General features: G+C 61.1%; 16 protein-coding genes. 1 reads left to right on the forward strand and 15 read right to left on the reverse strand.

All coding sequences use genetic code 11. The features are described 5' to 3' along the window. Nucleotides 1–91: 91 nt before the first annotated feature. Nucleotides 92–871: a class I SAM-dependent methyltransferase gene (locus tag LU688_RS19885; RefSeq protein ID WP_094012439.1), complete on the forward strand. Its 780-nt coding sequence runs from the start codon at nt 92–94 to the stop codon at nt 869–871. A gap of 94 nt (nt 872–965) precedes the next feature. On the opposite strand, the gene LU688_RS19890 is transcribed toward LU688_RS19885, so the two are convergent. The 15 genes from LU688_RS19890 to flgF form a co-directional block, all read right to left on the reverse strand. After that, nucleotides 966–4,475, reverse strand: a complete 3,510-nt coding sequence (locus tag LU688_RS19890) for a glycosyltransferase (RefSeq protein ID WP_094012438.1) — start codon at nt 4,473–4,475, stop codon at nt 966–968. Between the two features lie 48 nt (nt 4,476–4,523). Beyond that, nucleotides 4,524–5,678, reverse strand: coding sequence for a dTDP-4-amino-4,6-dideoxygalactose transaminase (rffA, locus tag LU688_RS19895; protein WP_094012471.1), 1,155 nt, complete (start codon nt 5,676–5,678; stop codon nt 4,524–4,526). A 24-nt stretch (nt 5,679–5,702) separates the two neighbouring features. Then, a complete protein-coding gene (locus LU688_RS19900) occupies nt 5,703–7,082 on the reverse strand; it encodes an NAD(P)/FAD-dependent oxidoreductase (RefSeq protein WP_232888124.1) in 1,380 nt (459 codons plus the stop codon). Nucleotides 7,083–7,092: 10 nt separating this feature from the next. Continuing rightward, entirely contained in the window at nt 7,093–7,860 is a 768-nt protein-coding gene (locus LU688_RS19905; RefSeq protein WP_094012436.1) for a hypothetical protein, read from the reverse strand. A 36-nt stretch (nt 7,861–7,896) separates the two neighbouring features. Then, nucleotides 7,897–8,532 (reverse strand): class I SAM-dependent methyltransferase, encoded by a 636-nt coding sequence (locus LU688_RS19910; protein ID WP_094012435.1) that lies wholly within the window; start codon nt 8,530–8,532, stop codon nt 7,897–7,899. Next, entirely contained in the window at nt 8,529–9,230 is a 702-nt protein-coding gene (locus tag LU688_RS19915; RefSeq protein WP_094012434.1) for a WbqC family protein, read from the reverse strand. Before LU688_RS19915 ends, LU688_RS19910 begins: the two co-directional genes overlap by 4 nt. 436 nt (nt 9,231–9,666) lie before the next feature. Next, nucleotides 9,667–12,405 (reverse strand): glycosyltransferase family 2 protein, encoded by a 2,739-nt coding sequence (locus LU688_RS19920; RefSeq protein WP_094012433.1) that lies wholly within the window; start codon nt 12,403–12,405, stop codon nt 9,667–9,669. Nucleotides 12,406–12,455: 50 nt separating this feature from the next. Further along, nucleotides 12,456–16,031: a glycosyltransferase gene (locus LU688_RS19925; protein ID WP_094012432.1), complete on the reverse strand. Its 3,576-nt coding sequence runs from the start codon at nt 16,029–16,031 to the stop codon at nt 12,456–12,458. Between the two features lie 151 nt (nt 16,032–16,182). Further along, nucleotides 16,183–17,751 carry a flagellar hook-associated protein 3 gene (locus LU688_RS19930; protein ID WP_094012431.1) on the reverse strand — a complete coding sequence of 523 codons (1,569 nt, stop codon included), beginning with the start codon at nt 17,749–17,751 and terminating at the stop codon, nt 16,183–16,185. A gap of 13 nt (nt 17,752–17,764) precedes the next feature. Further along, nucleotides 17,765–19,813: a flagellar hook-associated protein FlgK gene (gene flgK / locus LU688_RS19935; RefSeq protein WP_094012430.1), complete on the reverse strand. Its 2,049-nt coding sequence runs from the start codon at nt 19,811–19,813 to the stop codon at nt 17,765–17,767. A 12-nt stretch (nt 19,814–19,825) separates the two neighbouring features. Then, nucleotides 19,826–21,025 (reverse strand): flagellar assembly peptidoglycan hydrolase FlgJ, encoded by a 1,200-nt coding sequence (flgJ, locus tag LU688_RS19940; protein WP_094012429.1) that lies wholly within the window; start codon nt 21,023–21,025, stop codon nt 19,826–19,828. 11 nt (nt 21,026–21,036) lie between these two features. Beyond that, nucleotides 21,037–22,146: a flagellar basal body P-ring protein FlgI gene (locus LU688_RS19945; RefSeq protein ID WP_046857711.1), complete on the reverse strand. Its 1,110-nt coding sequence runs from the start codon at nt 22,144–22,146 to the stop codon at nt 21,037–21,039. Between the two features lie 12 nt (nt 22,147–22,158). Then, nucleotides 22,159–22,854: a flagellar basal body L-ring protein FlgH gene (gene flgH / locus LU688_RS19950; protein ID WP_046854650.1), complete on the reverse strand. Its 696-nt coding sequence runs from the start codon at nt 22,852–22,854 to the stop codon at nt 22,159–22,161. 73 nt (nt 22,855–22,927) lie between these two features. Continuing rightward, the gene (flgG, locus tag LU688_RS19955; protein WP_046854649.1) at nt 22,928–23,713 is read right to left on the reverse strand and encodes a flagellar basal-body rod protein FlgG; all 786 of its coding nucleotides are present in this window, start codon (nt 23,711–23,713) and stop codon (nt 22,928–22,930) included. A 48-nt stretch (nt 23,714–23,761) separates the two neighbouring features. Next, nucleotides 23,762–24,502: a flagellar basal-body rod protein FlgF gene (gene flgF / locus LU688_RS19960; protein ID WP_160291229.1), complete on the reverse strand. Its 741-nt coding sequence runs from the start codon at nt 24,500–24,502 to the stop codon at nt 23,762–23,764. Between the last annotated feature and the right edge of the window lie 192 nt (nt 24,503–24,694).

Here is a 24,694-nt window from a genome sequence, read left to right on the forward strand (position 1 = left end):
GATCCAGAATGCCGGGCCGAGCCGAAGCGAATTGAACCTGTGCGGATTCGGCCTCTGCAAGCAAGACCACCCAACGATAAAGGACAGCGCAATGAAGGTCTGCCACACCCATCGGGAAAATCTGTACACGCTGCTGGGCGCACTTTTCCAAATAATGGAAAAGCGTCCGATCGTCGCCGAGCTTGGGGTTCTGCGCGGAGAAAACGCACTTAAAATCCACTCGGCGCTGTCGCCGGAAAAGATGGTGCTCATCGACAGCTGGAGCAAGGCGGCCAACGATGCGTACAGCCCTTTCGATCAACTGCCGCCCTGGGTCGCTCCCGTCGATACCTACGCCTATTACTACGGAGGCTCCCTTCACGACCAGCAGACCTGGGACAAACTGTACGAAGAATGCCGGGAACGCTTCACTCACCTGCCGGAAGTGACAATTATCCGTTCCGAGACCATCGGCGCCATCGAAAAAATCCGACAGGAAACCGACATCAGCAAGTTCGACCTGGTGTACATCGATGCCAACCACCAGTACGAATATATCCTGCGCGACCTGATGTACTACCAGGACCTGGTCGCCGAAGACGGCTTCATCATGCTCAATGACTGCTGCCACAGCCCGAATGGCACCAAACAGAACCTGGGCGTGCTCGAAGCACTGGGTAGCTTCATCAAACGCTCTGATTTCATCCCGGTCGCCATGACCAATACCGACTGGTCGGATGTAATCCTGGTCAGGAAGAACTCCATGCTCGTTCAGCTGATGGACATGGCCCTGACCAACTCGGACGTCCCCTACGTCGAAATCCCCTACCAGTTGATCACCGCAGCGCGTGTAGTCTACGGAAGCCAGCAGCACAATATCAGTTTCTGCTGATACTGCCCCACATGGGTCACTTCAGCCCATGCGGGCCCATACAAACAACAAGGGCGCCACTCCTGGCGCCCTTGTTGTGAATTCACCGACTCGATCAACCCGCGAGCACGGCGCGTCGCCAGGCGTCCAGCCTCTGCCCCTCGAGCAACCAATCACTGCGCACCATCGCCTGCTGGGCGCTGCCAAGGGCCGCAGATGCATCACGATCATCAAGATGCAGACGTATCGCCCGAATCCAGTCACAGGCCTGATTGCTCACCCTCGACAATGGCAAGGTATCGCCACCTGCGAAGCCAGCCACCCGACTACAGATTACCGACTGACCGCACGCCGCATGCTGGAGCACACGCACGTCACCGGAAAATGCGTTCACCTCAGACTCGCCCATCGGCACAAGGGCGATGTCCAGGTCCAAGGCAGCCAGGGTGACGCCAAGGGATTGCGCATCCACAGCATGATGATGCTCTTTGAGATAGGGCAACAAGCTGGCAGGACAATCCCCCAGCACAACCCAGTCGACCTCGCCCGCCAGCACCGGCACTACTTCGGCGAGCAGGTACGCATCACGACACCCGATCCATCCCACGCGGGGCTTCTCTCCTGCGCGCCGCCCCCCTTGCAAGCGCCCCCACGAAGCTGGCAGCACATTTTCGAGCACCCGGACATCGTCATGCCAACCCTGCAGCCTCTCGGCTGCGGCGGCCGTTGCAACCAGCACCCTGTCAGCCTGCATCACCGCAGGCCGGATACGCCGCTCCAGATCTTCGCCATGAAGCAGGTGTGCACCGCCCAGATCCTGCGGATAACGATCCAGATCGTAGACCTTGAACGCCTGCGAGAAAGCTCGCAGCCTACGCAAGGTCAATAGCCCAGCCTCATCCAGCGCCCCCTGCAGGACAACACTTGAGGGATTGAAGCGCTCTATTTCCACAGCTGACAATGTCCCGGCGACCACAGCCCCCTCCAGACGACCTGCCTCACGCAAGGACCCCATGGGTTCCAGCAGCCGCGAGGGTACTGCCTGCTCCTGATCGACCACAAAGGCCAGCACGCTTGGCACCACCCCCTGCAACGGTCGCCAACTCATTTCATAGCCCTGAACGGCGAACTCCTCGCCGGTACTCAGCGAAAAGTTGACGTTGTACGCCGCATCATGCGCCAACTGCGGCAACCAGCGCGCATATAGCGCTTCCTCCTGCTCGGCACTGGCCGGCGCAGGCGGCGGAGCATCCAGCAATACCCTGGCGTGAGGCGTCCAGACATTCAGATAACCCGCCTGAGCCAACCGCAGGCACAGGTCCACAGCCGCCCAGCGGGAATACAACGGATCGGTATCGAAGCCACCAAGCTCGACAAACAGCGAGCGGCGCACCATGAGACACTCACCACCGACAGCCGAACAATCCTGCTCCAGTCCAAGGCGCCCCATGTAACCCGGATCCTGCACCGACCGCCCCTCGAAGGCACGCCCAACCCCGCCCCCCAGCCCCAGCACCAGGGCTGCCTGATGGATAGCACCATCGCGGGACAACAGCTTGCAACCAACCGCCCCCACCTCCGGACGCTGGGCATGATTGAGCAACGTGGGCAGCCAATCATCATCAAGCACCACGCTATCAGCATCCAGCCATAGCAGATAATCGCCACGAGCCTGCTCGGCTGCCGCATTGCACATGGCCGCGCGTGCATGGCCGGGCTCGAAGCGAAGGACCTTGAAGCGCCCCTCCCCCATTTGCCCGACCATCGCCAACCAGTCCAGTAGCACCTCATCGTCGCTGCCCGGCTCAACCAGCAATACTTCGTACCCGACATGAGCCGTCTGCGCCAGCAAGCCCTCCAGACAACGCTGGAAGTTCACCAACTGCCCTTCAAGGAAAATGATGATGCTGACCGAGGCCGACTGTTGATGCGCGTACTCGATTCGATAGCGACCAGGAGCAGTGGTCAATGGCAACGCCCGAGCGCCGAGATATCCTCGCCCCTGCAGGTGCGCCTCGATGACCGCGCAAACGTCTTCACACGGCTGTAGCAGCAACGCATTGCCAATCAGCAACGGCTCACTTACATGACCAACGCATCCCAACCCGTGCTCACTGATCAAACGCAACTGATAATCCAGCTCGAGCGCACGACCGGCAGCCTCGCTGAAACCACCTAGCTGACGCCAGGCATCGCATCGGTACAGCCAATGTCGCGACAGGCTCTCCGGGAAAGCCAGCAACATATCCAGATTCAGATCAGGGCGTAGGGCGGTCTCGACTACGCCCTGCGCCTGGCACAAGGCTTCGTCAGCGTAGACAGCCAGGCAGTCCGACGAGGCCCGAACCAGCTCGAGCGCCGTCACCAGCAAACCACTGGCGGTAAACTCGGTGCCTGCATCGACCAGCATGAACCATTCATCGGAGCTCCCATTCAGGCAGGCATCAATGGCCGTGGCCGACCCCGCCCGGGAACCCTCCCTATCCAACACACAGGTCCGCACCTCCCGATACAGGCCGCGAGCCAGGCTATCCAAGGTAACCGCCAGCGCTGCATCGTCTCCATGGTCCTTTACCAGCACGACAAAGCGCACAGCAGTAGCACTGGCCAGATGCTCATCAATCACCTGCATCTGCCGCGGCCGGGGATAACGCTGACGCAACCAGCCACGCCCTCCTAGCCGATCACCCACGGCTTCACGACGGGCGGCCGCCTGCGTCTTGGCGATGAACACTTCAAGCTGATTCCAGAACGGCGCCGTTCGCTCGACATAACGCTGCAAAGCTCCATCCAGGCCGCCACGGGCATGTGCCAACGCATCTTCGCGATCCAGCATGGCGAAGCCGGCACTGCCGACAAAGCTGGCATCGAGGAAGGCCTGGTCGATGCCATGCCCAGGTATGAAAATGACCGGACACCCGCAAAGCACCGCGATTACGCAGGTCATCGACCATTCATGGGTATACATCACCTCCGCCCGGCGAAGCAGCTGCGCCAGCTCCGACAACGTCAGAGCGTTCGCCATGCTCAGTAGGCGGATATCCTCTGGCAGTATCGAATAGTCAATGGCATCGAGCGGATGGCGATTCTGATACAGATACCGGCCTTCACGCCGATCAACGGGCTCTCCGGCACAGAACAGGTCCACATCGATGGTAGGCAGGCACAACAGGTCACCTTCCGGACGACCGTGGTCTTGCGCGATCAGCTTGCCTGAGTAAAAACACAGGTCACTGGGAGCCGCCTCCATTCCTCGCCCACTGATGAAACCTTCGAAGTTCAACAGAAAGCGTGCCACGACCGAACAATGGAAGGGGTTGCCCACCGTGACCTCGGGGTAGACTGCGATTGGCACCCGACCAGCAAGCCTGTGACGCTCGCTGGCCTCATCATCGAGCAACGGCGTCTTAAGCTCGGGGTTCACCACTTTGCCGCCCAGGATGTAGGCCTCTCGCCCGTTGAGGTTGAGCAGGTGACAGAGGTAATGAAGCGAGGCAATCCCCGATGAGGTTTCCCGGTAGTCCGGCGCCATGATGTAGTACGGGTGCTCCGGCCGGGCATACATCAACCGAAGACGCTTCATGGCCTGCTCAAGGCCCGCGCCCACCTGCACGGAATTCGACATGGGGTAAAAACTCCAGAAATCAGCTGAATAGTCGCCGAGCCAAGGCCGTTACGCCTTCTGCGTACCTGCGAAGAATTGGAAGATCGCCTCGCACACCTCGGTGACCTGCTCGATGGTCATGTCAGAATAAAGCGGCAGGCGCAGCAAGCTTGCAGAAACTTCCTGAGTGACAGGCAACTGACCGACACTGCGCGCGTAACGCAGGCCTGCCGGGGAATCATGCAAGGGCACGTAGTGGAACACAGCATAGATACCCCGCTCGCGAAGAAACGCGATCAACTCTCCACGCGCCTCGTTGCTACGCATCAATATGTAGAAGATATGTGCGTTGGCCGGCTTGCCACCCGGCGCGCAAGGCAAGGTCAAGCAACCGTCCGCTTCGAGAGGCTCTAGTTGGTGGTAATAGGACTCGTACAAAGCGCGACGATGTACATTGATGCTCTCTCCCTGCTCTAGTTGGGCATAGAGGAAAGCAGCCGTCAGCTCGCTGGGAAGAAAAGACGACCCCACATCCACCCAGGTGTACTTGCTCACCTCGCCTCGGGAAAAGGCTTTGCGATTGGTACCTTTCTGCCAGATGATTTCAGCCCGCTCAATCAACTTGGGATCGTTGATGAGTAGCGCCCCTCCCTCACCGCTGATCACATTCTTCGTTTCATGAAAACTCAGGCATCCCAGATGCCCAAAGGTCCCCAGTGCGCGATCCTTTTCCCGGGCGAGGATCGCCTGGGCGGCATCTTCAATGAGAATCAGACCGTGCTTGTCGCACAGATGCAGCAAGGCAGCCATATCGCAAGGCTGCCCCGCATAATGCACCGCGACAATCGCCTTGGTCTTCTCGGTGATGGCGGCTTCGATAAGGCGCTCGTCCAGGTTGAGGGTATCCTCGCGCACATCCACGAAAACCGGCACCGCGCCGCGAAGAACGAAAGCGTTGGCAGTGGACACGAAAGTGAACGACGGCATGATGACTTCATCTCCCGGCCCAATATCCGCCAGGATCGCCGCCATCTCGAGGGCCGCCGTGCACGAATGCGTCAGCAGCGCCCTGGGACACCCCAGATTGACCTCGAGCCATTCCTGGCATAAGCGCGTGAACTGTCCATCGCCGGCGATACCACCATTCATCACCGCCTGGGCGATATAGAACAGCTCTTTGCCAACCACAAATGGCTTATTGAAAGGAATGATCTGGTTGTTCACGTTCATGTCTCCGGTATTCACGCTTCAGGCGAAGTCCGACAGGGAAAGGTAGCCACCCAGCAGGGCATCCAGGAAGTCGACCTGAACTGTTCGCTCGAGCTCATGCTTGTCGAAGAAGGCGCGCGCCCGCTGGTAGTAATACTGCTCCAGCGCCTGATCGGCGTCGGTATGCCCCGCATCCAAACCGTGCTGCGAGAGTGCCGAGCACTTGACTGCCGCGTACTTGCGACAGCATGCCTCCACCGACTGGTCGAGCCATGCGCTACGCTGCGGCCGGGTGAATTCGAAGTAGCTGCCGGCCTGCGAGGAAATCGACTTGTCCAGCAGCAAGGCCGCCAGGTTGTCGGCCAACCATGGCGCAAAATGGTAACCATCACGACGAGTGCCGGAGGCAATGAAGGTGTTGTCGTTAAGCTGGCCGATGACCGGGTAGCCATCGAGACTCAGCGGACGATAGCCAAAGTTGTAACGAATGAAACCACTGGTACGGTGCAGATGGTTGACCTGGTTGATCGCACCGTTTATCAGCGCGGCCACCGACTCTGCGCGAGGGAAGTGCTCGTCGGCGGTGGTCACCAGATTGGTGGCACCGACGACGAACTGATCACCCTGGTAGGGCGCGTGGTAGATTCCGCAAGCACCGCCACGATTTGGCGTGCGCAGGACATAGCGCCCCTGAATTCCTGGGTTCTTCAACACCACCGTGGCGCCGACGCCATTGATCACCCGAATGCAGCCTTCCTCCTCCCAGAGGCGCGTGGCCATGCTGCCGTTGGCCAACACAATCCGCTCGGCGCTAAGCACGCGCCCGTCTTCGAGGGTTACGCCACGGGTACGACCGCTGACCTTGTCGAGCGACTTCACCACGCCATCGACAAAGCGCACACCACGCCTTTGCAGCGCGGCCTGCAGCGCATGGATCACACCATCCGGATTGAGCACGCCCTCGCGCGGCAGGAACAAAGCCTGGCGCGTACGATAGCTCTCACCCGGCACATAGGCGGGTTCCAGCTGCGGATCGACGCGTTCATAAGGCTCGTCGAACTCGTCAAGATAACCGGCGATGGCATCGAATGCGGCATCCTCGAAACGGTTGGATGCGTTGTTGTTTATCAGCACGGTGCCCAGACGGTAGTGTTCAGCAGGAATATCGAATTCTTTTACGAAATCCCCCCACAGACGAGCAGATGCCTGGCTTAACTCGAACTTCAGACGATCACGCGGCTGATCGAGTGCGCCAGGCTCGAGCTCGGCGAAAGAGTTGAGCATTGCCGCAGCCGCCATGGAGGCGCTGTAAGGGCGTGCTGCCGGGCCCACAACCTGAATGCACTCGCCCGGAACACTACGCGACAAACCTGCGGCGTTAGCCAGGGCGACCATGCCATTACCAACAATCAGAAACATGGTGACCCCCTTACAGAAGCTTGACGATGCACAGCGACGGATAGGTTTCCGATCGCTTGATCTCGTGACGCACTTTCCCCAGTACTTCGGCTACATAGGCATAGCCTTCACCCGGCAGGAAATCGCGCTGCAACTGGAAGAACACCAGCAGCGAGCCCGGCAGGCAACGCGGCAGGATCTGCTCGAGGGCAAAGCGCGTCGGCCCTTCAAGGTTCATATCGAAGAAGGCCAGCGCCACCAGCAAGTTCCGCTGTTCTTCGATGAACTGCGGCAAGGTATCCTTGATATCACCCTCTACGACCTGATGACCGCCTGGTACCTGCGGCAGCGCGTTAATGCCTTCATGCAGGCTCAGCAAGTGCCGCAGATAGTCGGCGTATCCATTGCCGGTGGCATAGCACCCATCCTGAAAATTGACATTGGCGACCTTGCCATCGCCGGCATGGGATTGGTAACCCGCAAAAGTGTCGAACGCGGCAATACGTCGCTGCTTGTTGAAGGGCTCGAAGATGGCGCGCAGGTTTTCGCAGAGTACGGCGTTCTGCCCACGCCAGGTGCCGAAGTCGAGCACCGAGCCAGGCAGGCGAACGATTTCCCTGTACAGATCGGAAATTGCCAGCATTCGCGCCAAGGACGCAGAACGAATGAACAAACCAAGATTTCGCTCTTTCTCAGCATCATCAAGAGGTGCGTTCGCGAACGCCTGCCAAAGCTGCTCGCGCGCGTCGAGCTGGCTATCGCTGGATTGGGTGACAGAAGTGGAACCGCTTTTGAGCATGATGTTCTCCAGGCAAAGAGGGATAGGGACGGCGCGTCAGGAAGACTTGCGCACAAGCAAGGTGAACTCGTACAAGCCGTAGTCATGCAAGAGTGCCACCTCTCTGGAGTAGGTTCTTTTGCACAGATCAAAGTAGAAACAAGGATCCCCGTAATACAGGTAATCACGCATGAAGGGCGGGTCCGAGTACGAGGTAAGACAATTGAAGGCAAAGCCTTTGCGGCTGCAGGCATCCATCGCCCGCAATACGTCGGCGATGTACCTCTCCCACGTGTCGCGAGCGGTGTTCTGACAAACGTTGAAGATGCCACTGGCCACCGCATAATCCGCCTGTCGCGACGCACTTTCGGCCACTTCGAAGCGCACTGCGTCATCAGCCGGATGCTGCTGCCTGGCTGCGGCAATCATCTGCTCGGACAGGTCATAACCGTGATAGTCCACAGGCAGCCCCTGCTCACGCATCCAGGTCAGCAACGCGCCGTAACCGCACCCGACATCGATAAGACTGAAGCCCGCACGTTGCTCTTCGACGGGCACCAGTTTAAGCAACTGGGCAAAACGCTGTTGCTGGGAAGCGCTGCCATTCCAGTCGACCCCCTCTGGAGTTGCGCCGTGCGTACGAATACGCGACGAATAGTAATCCGCCACACCCTGCAAGATATCTTTGCTCATGGATGACGCTCCAGAAAGTTCGATGCTTCACTACCGGTATTGAACAGCAGGTCGAGGACACTGACCGCATGCTCAAACCCACCGAACAACTGCGGATACTCCGGATAGCCGGCATAGCTCATGTACGAGACTTCAAGGCCGCCAGCGGCGAACGCAGCCTCGTCCAGATAGCTGCTGGCTGCCGGTCCCGATAGGTATTCGGTCGCCCCAAGGGCCTGACAAAGATGTATCAACCGTTGGTTTTTACCTTCACTGCTACGCCCGAGTTCCTCGGAGCGATACAGCGGTGTATCGATACCGAGCAGAGCACACAGGCCGGTGATGAAAAGCTGGTTGATGGAGGAAAGACGAGCGACCTCGGAGGCTTGCTCGTAAAGCGTGCGAACGGGGAGCTCCATCTGATCGAAGCAGGCGGCTCGCCGATAGTTCATCTCGATTGTCTTCCAGTGCTTGGCCGCCCAATCCGCCTCGCTGACCTCGACTTCGTTGATCAGTTGCTCGTATCGACCGCGGTTTTTTACCGGAATACTAAGCCAGAGCTCACCTTGGGCGGTCTTGATCTTATTGCGATTACGCCAGTCGCGACGCGTGTACTGCACATCGTCATATAAAACGAACGCATCGACACTGCGAATCAGGTCGAAATACCCCTTCCACGGGATGTAGTTCGATTGCACCACCGCCACTTTCTTTTGCATCCCGAACCTCATAGGCACAGCACAGGCACTACATTCTGCCTGTCAATAAATCGCCACCAGGCAAGAAAAAGCCGGGCTTGTAACCCGGCTTTTGCAAATCCCGCGCCAGCTCGCGCCCGGCTAACAACACGTAGCCCCTTGTTCCCTTGATGGCGCTCAGGGAGACAGTCGTAGAGTGGATTTCGACAGGGGCCGCAGCCCTCCCGGCCGTACCCGAGAACTATCAAAGAGGTTTTGGACGGATAGCAAATCCCCCAATTCCCGTTATCTAGAATTTGCACAATGGGCACGGACTCAAGACGCACCCCCACACAACGACAAATGGCCGCCTCGGAGAACTGGATACCCCGTAGGCGGCCATGCATGAAGAGTCGCTTGTCAGAAGCAGTCCAGCCATGCGTCCGGCACATACAGGGCTAGACACAATAGCGTTGAGTTATCCCAACTGAGCGATCCAGTTACTGGAAGGTGACGCTTCACCCGCGCCAAGGGAATCCAGTTGACCATCCCCCTGGAAAGCCTCAGGCCAATGCGCCGACAATTGCGAAGACGCCTCATCACCCAGGACCGGCAGGTCCGTGGCAAGTAACTGCGCGCGAGGCGTCCAGACCACCATCAACCCAGCCTGGGCGACCGCCAGGCTCAAGCCGACACCGACGTCCCCTGCGAGCGGCAGGCCACCGCAGTGCACGAAGGCTTCACGCCCCACCATCAGGCAACCATCCGATACTGCCGAACAACTGCGCACCGACAGCGGCCAGCGGGCCTTGGCGACACCTTCGAGCGACAGTTGCCGCCAGGGTGCATGCACTCTGGGGCCGGCCAACAGCTGATAGCCTGCGTGCAGCAACGTACCGTCAGTCGACCAAAGGCTGGCGCCGACAACCCCTACTTCAGGCCTCTGCGCCTCGTTCAACAGCGATTCGATCCAGGCCGGGGTAATGACCTGGCAATGCGGCGACAGCAACACCAGGTAATCGCCACGAGCCTCGCCGGCCGCCAATCCGAGCAGTTGCTGATGCGTTGCACCGACTTCGCCGGTAACGACCCGCAATCGGCCACCCAATGCCTGGAACGCTTCGACCTTGGTCGCAGAAGGTTGCCCGGGAAGCGCCAGTACCACTTCGTAGCGCGGGTAGCGGGTTCGCTGGAAAATGCCGGCCAACCACGCAGGCCCGACCTCGCCCGCCAGCAAGATGCTGACCAGCGGTGTGGCGCTATGGCGGAACTCGATTGCCAGCCCTCCAGCCCCTTGCTCACTGATCTGAGGGCGATAGCCCAGTTGAGTGAGGTGGCGATTGAGGATCTTGCGCGCCTCCTCTGTGGATGCCGAGGAAGGTTGCTGGCTGACCACCAGGTACTCATCCATGTGCGCCAGGCTGCCTACACCGTGATGCTCGACCAGGCGCAACAGCAAATCATACTCCAGGGTCTGAGGGTCGGTACCGTTGTAACCGTCCAGGTCGAGCACTACCTGGCGACGCAGCAGCCAGTGCCGCGCCATGAGCCCTGGTTGACTGCGCAACAGATCCAGATCGCTGCCAGGCCGGCGCACAGCGAACAGGCGCCCATCACTGTCACGCTGGACTTCGTCGGCGGCAATGGCCTGGCAAGCCGGGGATTGGGCAAGCTCTACCGCCAGACGCATCAGTCCACCAGCAAGAAGCACATCACCGGCCTCAAGCAACAGCAGCCACTCGCTGGGCAACTGGCGCACCAACTGGTTCAGATGCGAGACCCAGTTGCCCTCTGCGACCTGGATGAAGTGCAAGGTGTCCCGCGCGGTGGTAATCGCCGGCGGTTTGCCGGCCTTGAGCACCACCAGCTTGAAATTGCGCACGCCGCTGGCCAACAGGCTGTCGAAGGTTGCCTGCAAGGCCAGGTCATCGTTGTTCAGGTCAAGCACGACGAAGGCAATCTGCGGCGCCGGGTACTCGGCCAGATGGGACTGCACTCGCTTGTGCGCAGCCTCATCCGGGGTGGCCGCATCGATCGCCGCGAGCACCTGCCCCGATGGCGTGTCGAGCAGGGAATGGCGTGTCTCGCTGTGCGGTACCCCGAGCAGCCGTGCCATCCAGTCGCCCATCTCGCGGGCATGGTGCGTGTTGTCCTCACCGGTCAGCACCTGATTGAGGGAGCGGCACACCTGGACATTGAACAGGCCCAGACCCAGCGCCTTCCAGTAACGCTCCTCAAGACTCTCACGGGTGTCATTGGGGTGCATCACCAGCAGGTCGCGCTGACGGACCCAGGCCCCCTCGAGGGCATGCCGATGACGCTTGCCGGTCGGCCAGGCATGACAGAGGAACTCCACCTCGGTCAACTGATCGAACAACGGGCGATTGTAATAAGGCAGTTCCACATGCTGCTCGGGCTCGAACGAACGCACCGGGTCATCGATCACGCTGGTCCAGCGTGAGGTGAAGAGCAGCGGCTGCTCACCCTGGCACCAGGTGTTGCGTACGAAGCGATTGAGCGCCTCGAAGCCGTCATCAGCGGACAGGACGCCCGCGTCATGCCCACCGCCCCACTGACGCAAAGCCCGCACAGTCTGGACCATACGCTCCTCGTGCACGGCAGAGGACAGTTTCTCAGGCTGCGATTCGCAGATCACATCGGTCTGCTCCAGATGGGCGACTGCCCCGCGCAGCAGGATTGCGCAGGACAATGCCACCCGCCAGCCTGCAGCATCGAGCCCTTCCGGCAGCGACACCAGTGCGGCCCGTAGCGCCTGCGTACGAATTACCGCACGCCAGGCTTGCTGTTCGGCGTCCGCGTAATGTCGCAAGCGATCCAGCACACTCTCCCCGGGATGTGCAGCGAAAGCTTCCCCCACCTTGTGGTAGGTCAGCTGGCTATTACCGGGCGCATAGGCCAGGGCGTGGCCTTGCACGGCCATTACCCCCGGCTGGGCGCGCAGGTAGCGCACCGCATTGTCCAACGCGGCACCCAGGACGAAATCGGCATCCAGCGCCAGGCAAACGAACGGCGTCGCCACCTGCGCCAGCAATTCTCCCAGGGTGGCGGCATCGACCAGCGCTGCCGGCGTCAGGCCCTGGCAAGGCACGCCCGCCCGGTGATAGTAGTGCGCCGCACGAGCTTGGTGATCCGCCTGCTCATGCCCGAGCAGGACGACGGTCACTTCATCACGCGATCCGAGTGTAGTTTCGTTCATAGGGCACCTGTTCAAGGGGTTCGGCACCTGGCTTGGCCAGGCGCCAGGATTCAGTCAGCCAGCCAGGCGTTGGCCCAGTGCTGCAGATGGTGTTCGTTCAGTACGTAGTCACGCAGGACCGCCTCGCGCAACGCATCTCCCTGGCGGTAGCTGGCCATCGGATCGGCAAGGTGCATACGGATTGCATCCAGCCACTGCTCGGTAGTGTTCTCGCGGACCCTGGTGCAGGGAAGGTAACCTGCGTATGCCTTGGTATCGGTGCAGATGACCGGGAAGCCGCACGCGCCATATTCCAACAGGCGCAGGTTGCTCTTGCAGTCGTTGAACAGGTTCTGCTCCAACGGCGCCACCGCCAGGTCCAGGTTGAGACTGGCCAGCTTGCGCGGATAGTCCGCGAAAGAGATCCCCGGGTGAAACTCCTTGACGTAGGGCAGCAGTGTCTCTGGACACATGCCGAAGAACACCCAGTCGACTTCGCCGGCCAAGGTCTTGATTACATCCAGCATCAATTCCAGATCACCGCGGTGACTGGTACCCCCTGCCCACCCCACACGCGGACGCACGCTGGTCTGGCGCTGGCTGGTCAGCCCGCTCCACAGCGATGCGGCGAGCATGTTGGGGACTACACGGATATCGTGGTGCATGCTGGACAACGCGTCGGCCAATGGCTCGGTGGAGACCACAACCCGGTCGCACAGGGAAATCGCCTTGCTGACCAGCTCGCGCATGTTGCTCGGCATGTTGCGCGCATGGTCGTTCTTCTTTGGCGGCTCGATGATGTAGTCGTCCAGCTCGTAGATGCGCCGCGCACTGGAAAAGCGCTTGTACTGCTCGATATCCCGGACATTCGCGGGCAGGTAGCGGCACTGCAGGATCACCACATCGGGTTTTTCCCGCTCGAGGTCGATCAGCCCCGGCGCGCTGTAGTCGATACGCCCCTGTATCCAGCCCGACCGCTCCAGCTCATCGAACGGCTGGACCACTCGATAGTGTCCGACCGCCGAGGTGCTGCTGGGCAGCGCCAGGACAGACGGCATGGCCCGCGCGATGAACGGATCCCATCCGCCTCGCAATCCGGGGTCGAAGTTGAAGTTCGGCAGCTTGAGGCTGAGGTTGCGGTTGTAGGCCGGGTCATTCGCCACCCAGGCCAGCCAGCGCGCATACAAGGCATCACGGTCGTCCTGCCAGCTTCGCGGCGAGCTTTCCTCGGCCGCCTGGGTGCCCAGCTTGGCCACCCGCGCGAACGGCGTCCACACCGACAGATAACCCGCGACCCGCGCCCGCAGGCACAGGTCGGCGTCGTGCAGCGATGCCTGCAGCGCGGCCGTGTCCAGTCCCCCCAGCTCGGCGAACAACTCGCGCCGCACCAACAGACAGTCCAGGCTCAGCGCGCTCCAGTTCTGTACCAGGCTAAGCCGGTTCATGTAGCCGCCTTCGTTCACCGGGCAGCCCAGGAACGGACTGGCCGCCGTGGCCTGCATTCCCAGGACCAGGCCGGCCGAGACCACGGCCCCGCTGTTGTCGAACAACTTGGGCCCGACCAGCCCGACTTCGGGACGCTGGCCAAGCTGCAGGAGCTCGGACAACCACTGCGGCTCGAACAGCACGCAGCCAGCGTCCAACAGCAGCAGATAGTCGCCCCGGGCGTGCACACTGCCTTCGTTGAAGCTCTGCGCTCGGCCATGGGCGGCACTCTCGAGCACCCGCAATTGCTCGCTTCCCAGATTCCGCAAACCGTCGAGCCAGGTACGAACATCGCCCGGCGTCCCGGCACCGGCAACCAGCACCACCTCGAAATCGGGATGTGTGGTACTCGCCAGCACAGACTCGACGCACCGCACCAGCACCGCCAGGTCGCCAACGGCAGGAATGATGATCGAAACGCTCGCGACCTGGGGATGCAGGTAGGTGACTCGGGTCATCAGACTGCCAGCAATACCCTGTACCTGAGCGTCCACTCCCAGACGCCGCAGGTGCGCCTCCAACACACGCGGCGCCTGGACGTGGCCAGCAGTGTCGCCCAGCCATTCAGCATAGCCGTGTCGGCACTGCACCAGCACTTCAGGGATATGCTCTACCACCTGCAGGCCATGGGCCTCGATCATTCGCCACAGCAGGTCGTGAGGCGCCAGGCCTTCGAAGCTGGCGTCAAAGCCCCCAAGCTCACGCACCGCCGCATTGTTGAATGCCAACAGGCGCCCGACGTAGGGCAGGCTGCGCATCAGGTCAAGGTTGAAATCCGGCTTGAAGATCGGTGCCGACGCGGCGAGGCTGTCGTTGGCGCCCTCATCGATGTACAGGCACAGGCTGTCAGCACGCAGCGCCATGCGCTCGGCCATGATCACCAGCGCATGGGTATGCAGGCAGTCGCCAGCACGCAGCAGGAACAGCCAGTCGAGCGACGGACCGTCAGCCAGCCATTGATTGAGCGTGACGAAATCCGCGTTGCCACGCACCAGGTACCGAGCACGGTCCTGCACCGGCCGCTCGAAACCCTCAGGTGTCACCACCAGGACTTGCCGGGCTGGGTAGGATTGCTGCCAGAGACTGTCCAGCGTTGCACGCAGCACCTTTTCGTCGCCCGCCTCACAGAACACCACCACCGCGATACCGGGTTGTCTAGGCCATTGCTCCACACGCTTGGGCAAGAGCCGCTCCTGCCCGGCGGACAGCCGGCAATGCTCGAGCCATTCAGCGTACAGCTCGGCAAAACTCAAGCTGTGGGTACCGATCTGCTGGTTGAAGTTGGCCATCTGCGCCCCGAACAAGCGCCGCAGATCGAGTTCATCCCACTTCTGCTGGGGGTTTTCCAGATAGTCCGCCAACGGCATGTAGCGCACCCAACCGTGGGCAGGCGCTGGCTCGGCATTGCGTTCGGCAAGCATCTGCAGCAGCCATTGGGTTTCGCTCTTGTAAGCCTCGACCATGGTGCCTTGATGGCTAAGTCGCCCCGGATGCACCCGCTCCATGCTCAGCACCTGCTCCAGGCTGGCCAGCTGTCCGCGCCGCAGAACGCAAGCGTAGAGCGCCAGGTCCAGGCGAGCGGAAAAACCCTGCCCATCCTGCACCAGGGTAGGCAGGTACGTCGCGACCTGATCACGACGCAGCAAAGCGTGGCTCAAGCCACCGAACAGGTTGGGTGCATCATCGGCGACGCTTTCCAGCAGGTCGGTACCATGCAGCACCGCACTGTGCATGGAAATAACGAAGTTCAGCGCGCGTGAAGGCAACAGCACGTCATCGGCGGCGCACAACAGGCGCTGGCAAATGACCATGCTGATCTGCTGCGACTCGCCGAGCACACTGGCCTGCTGGCTGATACAGCCGGCAAACAGCGTGTCGTCGTCACAGAGGAACTTGATCAGCTCGCCCGAGGCGTGCGTCAGACAAGCCAGCAGGTTGCGGGCGAAACCAAGGCGCACCGGGTTGCGCACATAGCGCAAGGGAGCTGGCGAAGTGACACGCAGCTCATCACAGACCGCCTCGATCTCGCCCCCGGGGCTGTCGTCACACACGACAATCTCCAGATTCGGGTAATCCTGGGCGATTGCGCTGGCCAGTGTGGCGCGGAAGAACTCAGGGTTGAACGCAGGGATGGCGATGGTGACAAGGGGTTGTGCGCTCACAGGTACTCACTCAAAACAGAAATTCGCTACAGGGCGACACCCTGCCCCGCTCGGCACCCGAAGGCCTCTGGCACCGTCGCACAGTGGCCTCACCCCGGAAAAGGTGAGGCAGGACTGCGCGTAGTTGACCCACTGAGCGCAGGAGCATGGCTCAGATGTAGTTGACCAGCGACAGGCTGGAAATCTTTGCGAATGATTGCATCGAGGCTGTCAGTTGGTTCTTCTGCATCTCCAGGCGCATCATCACTTCGCCGATATCACTGTCGCGGATCGAACCCTGGGTCTTGGTATTCTCGATACCCAGGGCCTCGTTGGTTTCAGCCTGTACATCGAGGGCCTGACCGCGACCGCCAATTGCAGAGATGGAAGACGACACCTGGTTGGTGGCACTGGCAATGTTGCCGATCGCCGAGTCCAACGAAGCAAGGAAGGCCTGGCGAGCAGCCGGGTCATGGTCCTGCGGGGTGTTCAGCGCGCCGCGCAACTGGCCGATGGTGTTGAGGATGTTCTGGTTCTGATGAGTATCGACCTTGACGCCGAACGAATCCCCGGCGCTTGGCGGGCCGGACAATTCGAAGCTCACACCGGCTGCGGTGGCCGTATTCCCGCTGAGAGTTCCCGAGGAAATCGGGCGGCTGTCGGCGGTCATTGGCGCGGCGTACAGTTCGAAGTCGGTGGCGCTGGTGAACTTGAGTACAGCACCACCACCCGGGAACGCGGCCTTGTAGGCGGTCGGATCGGTGATCTTGGCGTCGGTGACCTGCTCGGACGACGTATTGCCTGGGCTGCGGGTACCGGAGATCGAGTCGGCCTTGGAGCTCAGGCTGAACGTATGGCCGGCGATGGCGGCGTCCGGGTTGCCTTCGTCACCCGGCTTGAAATCGATCTTCAGGCGCAGGTCTACACCGCGGAAATTGATGCTGATGTTATCGCCTTTGGGGTCGAACTTGCCGCCCTGGCTGGCTTCCAGGGTCACATCGTTGCCCCCGGCATCGAGGATCTTGTATTCGGTGCTGCTGGTGAACTCGATGCTGTAGGGCTCGCCGCTACGGAAACGGTCGTTGTAGGTGGCACTGCCGGAAACCTGGCCATTGGACAGGCTGACACGCCCGTCATCAGGTAGCGGGGCTGTCTGCTTGGTCTCGCTGCGGCTGGTATTGAGCGCCTGCTCGAACGCGCTGTAGCCCGTCTCGTTGGCGGCAAGGCTGAGCATGTCGCCCACCTGCAGCATGAGTTGGCTCTGGTCGCCCTGATAGCTGTAGGTGCCGTCGGAATTGCGCACGTAAGGCGGAGTGTCGCCCTTGGAGCCCGAGAACAGGTACTTGCCGTTCTCGTCCCGGCTGTTCATCAGCGAGAACAGTTGGTCTTCCAGGGAGGCAAGCTCAGAGGCGTTGGCCTTGCGGTCGGCATCGGTGAAGCTGGCATTGCCGGAGCCCATGGCCAGCTCGTTGACCCGCTGCAGCACCGCGCCAATGGCATTGAGCGTGCTTTCGCTGGAGCCCAGCGCGTTGCGCACGTTGGTGATGTTGCCCTTGAACTGGTCGAGCATGTTCTGCTGCTGTTCGAGCTGCAACAGACGCGCGTAGCCAACCGGATCATCGGCGGCGGTGCGCACGCGAATGAAGTCACTGGCTTCTTGCTGGGTCTTGTTTACATTGCCAAAAGTACGCTCGTAGTTGGCGCTGCTGCTGGCGTAGAACTGCGGAGTGGAGATGCGCATGGCCTACGGCTCCTTAAAGGCTGTTGATCAAGGTTGCGAAGGTTTCCTGGGCCGCCTTGATGATCTGCGACGACGCGGTGTAGTACTGCTGGAACTTGACCAGGTTGCCGACCTCTTCATCCACCGACACCCCCGAGCTGGAGTTGCGGCTGGTCAGCGCAGAACCATGCAGCGCGTTGGTGGCGTCGCTGTCCATCGATGCCTGGTTGGTCTTGCCGCCGACATTGGATACCAGCTTGGCGTAGGCATCGGTGAAGCTGATGCCCTTGCTGCCATCGCCGGTATTGACCGTGGGTTTGGTCTGCAGGTCGATCACCGACTGTGCATTGCGGTTGTCTGCAGAACCGGCCTTGGTCAGCGATACGGTGTAGTTGTCACCATTCTTGGGCGCACCGGAGATGCTCATCTCGAACGAGAAGTTCATTTGAGCGCCACTGGCGTCCTTGATCGGGTTGCCGCTGCCATCGACCATTGGCACAGACAGCTGCAGCTTGTTTTCCTGGCCAGGGATGACCGTACCGCTGCCAAGCGGGTTACCTTTGGAGTCGTACATGGTGTACGCCTGAGGCGATACGGAATCGTCGCCAAACACCAGCTTGACCGGGGTCGAATACTTCAGCCCCGCCTGCATGTCCGAGCGTTGCTTGGCGTCGTAGATATCCAGCTTGGACGTCAACGTGGGCTGGGAGGTCTGCCCGGTCCCCTTGTTGCCCGAACCGCTGGTGGCGTTCAGCGGGCTGGCCATGGCCAGACGGCTCGGGTCGGTCAGCACGGTTTCCATGCTGGCCGCCGCGTTGCGGGTCGGGGTGATCTTGAAGCTGTCGCCGGCAACCGGGGTGCCACCATTGAGGTTGAGCGTGAAACCGTCGATCACAGGAGGTGGGTCGGCCGTGATGTCGAAGGTACCCATCTCGGAATTATCGGGCAGACGCCGCACGGAATACTCGGTGGCGCTGGTGAAGACGACTTGATAGTCGTTGGTAGTGAGCTTGCCGCTGTCCTTGATGTGCACATCGAGGTTGCCGGAACCGGCACTGTTGCCCAGCTTGGGGATGCTGCGCCCGGCAACGGCCGTTGCACTGTTGATGTCGCCAAAGAGGGTCGCACCGAACTGGCCATTCTTGTCGATACCCTGGGCCAGCTGGCTGTTGATCGCATCGGCGACCACCAACGCCACACGGCCCAGTTCGTTGAGCGCAGGGTCGAGGGTGTCCCTGCGGTAACGCAGCAAGCCACCGATTTCGCCACCGGTAGTGCTGTCGGTGACGTCCATCTTGGTCGAACCGCGATTGAGCACCAGATTCATGCGCGTCGGGTCGGTCGAGGCGGGTTCCACACCCAGCGTCTGGGTGGAGTTGCCCAGCACCAGGGACTGGCCGTTCTTCAGGTAGATGTCGTAGTTGCCCTCGCGCTCCACCACGTCCACGCCGACAAGCTTGTTCAGCTCGCGCACCGCGCCATCACGCTGGTCAAGCAAGTCATTGGGCTGGCCATTGACAGCACCGAGCTTGGCGATCTGCTGGTTGAGGTCGGCGATGGTCTTGGTGATGTTGTTCACCTGTTCGGCCATCGACCCCAGACTGCCATTGATGTTGGCGTTCTGCTGGGTGAACTGCGCCGACAACGTATTGAAACGCTTGGCAAGTGATTGTGCGCTGGTCAGCAGCAACTGGCGCGAGGCATCTTCGGTGGGCTTGGCCGAAGCATCCTGCATGGCGCTGAAGAAGCTCTTGAGTGCGGCAGTGATACCGGTATCGGCGCCGGACAGGGCAGTGTTGAGCGGGCCGATCTGATTAAGATACGTGTTGGCGTCACTGGAGAGCGACGTGGTGGTACGCAACTGGTTCTCGATGAAGGCGTTGTACACCCGTCGCACATCGGCCAGGGTGGTACCGGTGCCCATGAATACCTGGCCAACCTGCTGGGCACCCTTGGTCTTTTGCACCATTTGTTGGCGAGAGTAACTTTCAACATCGGCGTTGGCGATGTTGTTACCCAGGACGTACATCCCGGACTGGGCGGCACCCAGCCCCGACATACCGATATTGATCAAACTCGCCATGGTTCCCTGCCCTTAAAGTTGTGTACTGGTACCGAGCATTGCGTAGCTCTGCTGCGACTTCATCTGCTTCGCGATCTGCGAGATCTTGCTGGCGTAATTGGGGTCGGTGGCGTAACCGGCCTTTTGCAGCTCTCGCACAAACTGTTCTGGTTTATCGGCGGCGCTCACGGCATCTTGATAGCGTGAATTGCTCTGCAGCAAAGTTACCAAGTCGTGGAAACTTTCCTGATAGCTGTCGTAGGAACGGAACGCAGCCGTCTCCTTGACGAACGCACCATTGCGGAACTCGCTGGTGATCGCACGCGCCTCACCACCCTGCCAACTGCCAGTTGCCTTGATGCCAAACAGGTTGTGGCTGCTGCTGCCATCGGCATTGCGCATGACCGATTTGCCCCAGCCGGTTTCCAGCGCTGCCTGCGCCACCAGGTACCGCGGGTCGATGCCAATGCGCTTGGCCGCCTGTTCGGCCATCGGCAGCATGGTCTCGACGAAGGCGTCGCTGTCGGCGAAAGCCTTTTTCGGTGCCAGCGGGGGCTGAGCCACAGCGCGCCCGAGAATCTGCAGGTTGCCGCTCGGGACCGCGAACGCCCTGGCCGGCTCCCAGTCGCCGGTTGCAACGCCACCGACCGGGATATCGCCCCGGCGCGGCAACGCCGCCGTGTTGGTCGCCGTGCCTGGGTTGCCGGCAGACGGGACGATACCGGCCAGCAGCCGATCGGTGAGCTTGCCCGGCAGCGCCAGGCGCCGCGAATTGAGCGCCGCCACGTCATTGCGCACACCCGCGCCTGCCTCGGCATGCACTGGCGCGGCGACTTTCGACGCCCACAACGCCGGGGCATGCCCTTCGATACGCGGGAACGGGCTGGTGTTCACGGAGGCGGCCTTGTTCTTGGACAACTGGCGCACCAGCACGTCCTGCAGGCCAATACCACCACCCTCGCGGGACATGCTCACAGCCAGCTGCTGGTCGTACATGTCTCGGTACTGCTTGACCGTGTCGCTGTTCATCGGGCTGTCTTCATCGGCCATGACATCGGTGGCCTTGCGCGATGCCTTGAGCAGCTCGCTGATGAACATCGACTCGAATTCCTGGGCTACCTTGCGAACATTGCCCTCGCTATCCCGATCACCATGCTTGAGCGCGCTCAGGCGATTGAGGTCGGTGTAGGCGCCGCTGTCGATCTGGCTGGACACCTGAGTTTTAGGATTCATCAGACGCCCCCTTAGATCACGATCAGGTCGGCTTGCAATGCGCCGGCCTGCTTCAGGGCTTCGAGGATCGCCATCAGGTCGCCTGGCGCCGCACCCACCTGGTTCACTGCACGGACGATTTCATCCAGCGTGGTACCGGGGCCGAACTTGAACATCGGCTTGGCTTCCTGCTGGGCATTGACCCGCGAACGCGGCACGACCGCAGTCTGGCCATTGGAGAATGGCCCTGGCTGGCTGACGATAGGGTCTTCGGTGATGGTCACGGTCAGGCTGCCGTGGGTGACGGCCGCAGGCGAGACCTTGACGTTCTGGCCGATGACGATGGTTCCGGTACGCGAATTGATGATGACCTTGGCCACCGCCTGTCCCGGATCGATTTCGAGGTTCTCCAGGATCGACAGGTAATCGACGCGCTGGCTCGGGTCCATGGGCGCGGTCACCCGCACCGAACCGCCATCAAGGGCCTGGGCCACGCCAGGGCCGAGCAGTTCATTGACCTTGTCGACGATCCGCTTGGCCGTGGTGAAGTCTGGGCGGTTGAGGTTGAGGGTAAGGCTGTTGCCCTGGTTGAAACCGCTGGGTACGGCACGCTCGACCGACGCACCACCCGGGATGCGGCCAGCCGACGGAACATTGACGGTGATCTTCGAACCGTCACGACCCTCGGCATCGAAACCGCCTACAACCAGGTTGCCCTGGGCGATGGCGTAGACATTGCCATCAATCCCTTTGAGCGGGGTCATCAACAGGCTACCGCCACGCAGGCTCTTGGAGTTACCGATCGACGACACGGTAATGTCGACCACCTGGCCAGGCTTGGCGAAGGCCGGCAGGTCGGCATGCACCGATACCGCCGCCACGTTTTTCAGCTGCACGTTGCCAGACCCAGGCGGCACCTTGATGCCGAACTGCGACAGCATGTTGTTGAAGGTCTGCAGGGTGAACGGTGTTTGCGTCGTCTGGTCACCGGTGCCATTCAAGCCGACCACCAGGCCGTAGCCGATCAACTGGTTGGCACGCACGCCGGAAATGCTGGCGATGTCTTTCAGGCGCTCGGCGTGAGCACCGAACGCGCAGGACAGAAGGAGTGTCGCGGCAATCAACCGCCTAGCGTTGAACATGGTCATCCGTACTCAAAAGGGCCAGAGCGGGCTGATGAAGAAACGGTCCAGCCAACCGGGCTGGCTGGCATCGGCGAAGGAGCCGGTGCCCGAATAGGTGATGCGCGCGTCGGCCACACGGGTGGACGGCACGGTATTGTCGGTGGCGATGTCATCGGCACGTACCAGGCCGGCAATGCGCACCAGCTCTTCGCCGGTGTTCAGGGTCATCCATTTTTCACCACGCACGGCAATGATGCCGTTGGGCAGCACTTCGGCCACGGTAACGGTGATCGAACCGGTGAGCGTGTTGCCCTGAGTGGCCTTGCTGTCGCCCTTGGTGCTGCGATCGCCGCTGTAGCCTGCGTCAAGGCTGAGGTCCCCGCTGCCCAGCGGGTTGTTGGTGTTGGGCACGGTACCGAACAGCGAGGTGAGGCCGATATTGGCCTTGCTGTTCTTCTGGATCTGGGAACCTGCGTTCTTGCTCGCCGAGGTACGCTCGTTGAGGGTGATGGTGATGATGTCACCCACCCGGAACGCCTTGCGGTCGGTATACAAGCCTTGTTCGAAACCGGCCTGGTAGATCGAGCCGTTATTGGCCGCTGCCGGCAGCGGGGTGCGCGGCAGAACCGGCGCGTAGTACGGGTCGTTGGGCTTGGGCGTCGGTGCGACGCAACCAGCCAGCAACACCGCCCCCCCCAGGGCGAAAACGGACAACAGACGATACATGACACTTACCTCTAGCAGGCGCTGTAGCAGCGTGCGGTTTATCGGCGGCCCGAAGTGGCTGGGCCGCCAGGACTTACAGTTGCTGAGTGACGAACGACAGCATCTTGTCTGCGGCGGAGATGACCTTGGAGTTCATCTCGTACGCGCGCTGGGTGGTGATCATGTTCACCATCTCCTCGACCGTGCTGACGTTGGAGTTTTCCAGGGTCTGCTGCAACGTGAGACCGAAGCCGTTCAGCCCCGGGGTACCGACCTGTGGCGCACCGCTGGCGGCGGTTTCGAGGAACAGGTTGTTGCCCATGGCCTGCAGGCCGGCCGGGTTGATGAAGTCGGCGGTCTGGATGTTGCCGATGATCTGCGCAGCCGGGTTGCCCTGGGTGGTGATCGACACGGTGCCGTCCTGGCCCACGGTGAAGGTCTGGGCATCCGGCGGCACGACAATGGCAGGCTCCAGCGCGAAACCGTTGGCGGTGACCACCTGGCCGTCGGAGTTCAGGTGGAAGGTGCCGTCACGGGTGTACGACACGGTGCCATCAGGCTGGAGCACCTGGAAGAAGCCGCGGCCATTGATCGCCATGTCCAGCGGGTTCTCGGTGTTCTGCAACCCGCCAGTCTGGAAGTTTTTCTGGGTGCCGACCACGCGCACGCCGGTACCGACCTGCAGGCCCGAAGGCAGCTCGCTGTCCTGGGTGGACTGCGCGCCAGGCTGGCGCTTGATCTGGTACAGCAGGTCCTGGAACTCGGCACGATCACGCTTGAAGCCGGTGGTCGAAACGTTGGCCAGGTTGTTGGAGATGACCGTCAGGTTGGTGTCCTGGGCGGACAGGCCGGTTTTAGCGACCCAAAGAGCCGGAAGCATTTAGTGTTCTCCTCGTGCGCCTGTTTTACGGCACTCGTTCAAATGTGATTAGCCGATTTGCAAAACACGCGCCATGGCTTCGTCGCCTTCCTTGGCCGCGCTCATCATTTTGACGTGCAGTTCGAATTGACGGGACAGCGCCAGCATCGAAGTCATCTCGCCGACGGCATTGACGTTGCTGCCCTCGAGGAAACCCGACACCACACGCACATTCACATCGGCGTCCGCGGGTTGGCCGCTGGCGGTGTGGATCAGACCGTCCAGCCCCTTGGTCATGCCCTTGGTGTCCGGATTGACCAGCTTGATGCGATCCACTTCGGCCATTACCCGTGGGTCTTCGCCCATGGCGCGGATGCTGATGGTGCCGTCGTCACCGATCTCGACCTTCTGCTCTGGCGGAATGGCGATAGGGCCGCCGTTGCCGATGACCGCCATGCCATTGCCGGCCCGCAGCACGCCAAGCGCGTCAATGTTCAGGCTGCCGGTACGCACATACGCTTCGCTGCCGTCGGGCGCCTGCACGGCAATGAAACCATCACCGGTGACCGCCACATCCAGTTCACGACCGGTTTCAACCAACGGGCCGGCACTGAAATCGGTGGCCGGGCGTTCGCTCATGGCGAAAGCACGCGCCGGAAAGCTGTCACCAAACACCGGCATCGAGCGCGCCTGCTCCAGGTCGCGCTGGAAACCGTTGGTGGAAACGTTCGCCAGGTTGTTGGCATGGGCCTTCTGCGCCAGTGCGTTCTGGCTGGCACCGGTCATGGCCACGTAAAGCATCTTGTCCACAGTCATCCTCCGCTGCACGGGCGATCGATTGCCGGTCGCCGTGGCTGTGGCAAGCGTCGAGCAAGTTTCGCGCCAACTACCACAGAAACGGCAAAGACCCCGGTTTACGGGGCCTTTGCTGAAACGCCCGGCGCGCGCGAGACAAAATCTCGGCGGCGGGCGGCCGGCAGCGGCAAGGGCTGGCCGCCCTCG

The organism is Pseudomonas soli (assembly GCF_021283165.2).
Taxonomy (GTDB): Bacteria; Pseudomonadota; Gammaproteobacteria; order Pseudomonadales; family Pseudomonadaceae; genus Aquipseudomonas; species Aquipseudomonas soli.

Excerpts from the sequence above, each read along its gene's own strand:
- LU688_RS19885 (WP_094012439.1), top strand. The coding sequence starts at position 92 with ATGAAGGTCTGCCACACCCATCGGGAAAATCTGTACACGCTGCTGGGC.
- LU688_RS19890 (WP_094012438.1), bottom strand. The coding sequence starts at position 4,475 with ATGTCGAATTCCGTGCAGGTGGGCGCGGGCCTTGAGCAGGCCATGAAG.
- LU688_RS19900 (WP_232888124.1), bottom strand. The coding sequence starts at position 7,082 with ATGTTTCTGATTGTTGGTAATGGCATGGTCGCCCTGGCTAACGCCGCA.
- LU688_RS19905 (WP_094012436.1), bottom strand. The coding sequence starts at position 7,860 with ATGCTCAAAAGCGGTTCCACTTCTGTCACCCAATCCAGCGATAGCCAG.
- LU688_RS19910 (WP_094012435.1), bottom strand. The coding sequence starts at position 8,532 with ATGAGCAAAGATATCTTGCAGGGTGTGGCGGATTACTATTCGTCGCGT.
- LU688_RS19915 (WP_094012434.1), bottom strand. The coding sequence starts at position 9,230 with ATGCAAAAGAAAGTGGCGGTGGTGCAATCGAACTACATCCCGTGGAAG.
- LU688_RS19920 (WP_094012433.1), bottom strand. The coding sequence starts at position 12,405 with ATGAACGAAACTACACTCGGATCGCGTGATGAAGTGACCGTCGTCCTG.
- LU688_RS19930 (WP_094012431.1), bottom strand. The coding sequence starts at position 17,751 with ATGCGCATCTCCACTCCGCAGTTCTACGCCAGCAGCAGCGCCAACTAC.
- flgK (WP_094012430.1), bottom strand. The coding sequence starts at position 19,813 with ATGGCGAGTTTGATCAATATCGGTATGTCGGGGCTGGGTGCCGCCCAG.
- flgJ (WP_094012429.1), bottom strand. The coding sequence starts at position 21,025 with ATGAATCCTAAAACTCAGGTGTCCAGCCAGATCGACAGCGGCGCCTAC.
- LU688_RS19945 (WP_046857711.1), bottom strand. The coding sequence starts at position 22,146 with ATGTTCAACGCTAGGCGGTTGATTGCCGCGACACTCCTTCTGTCCTGC.
- flgH (WP_046854650.1), bottom strand. The coding sequence starts at position 22,854 with ATGTATCGTCTGTTGTCCGTTTTCGCCCTGGGGGGGGCGGTGTTGCTG.
- flgG (WP_046854649.1), bottom strand. The coding sequence starts at position 23,713 with ATGCTTCCGGCTCTTTGGGTCGCTAAAACCGGCCTGTCCGCCCAGGAC.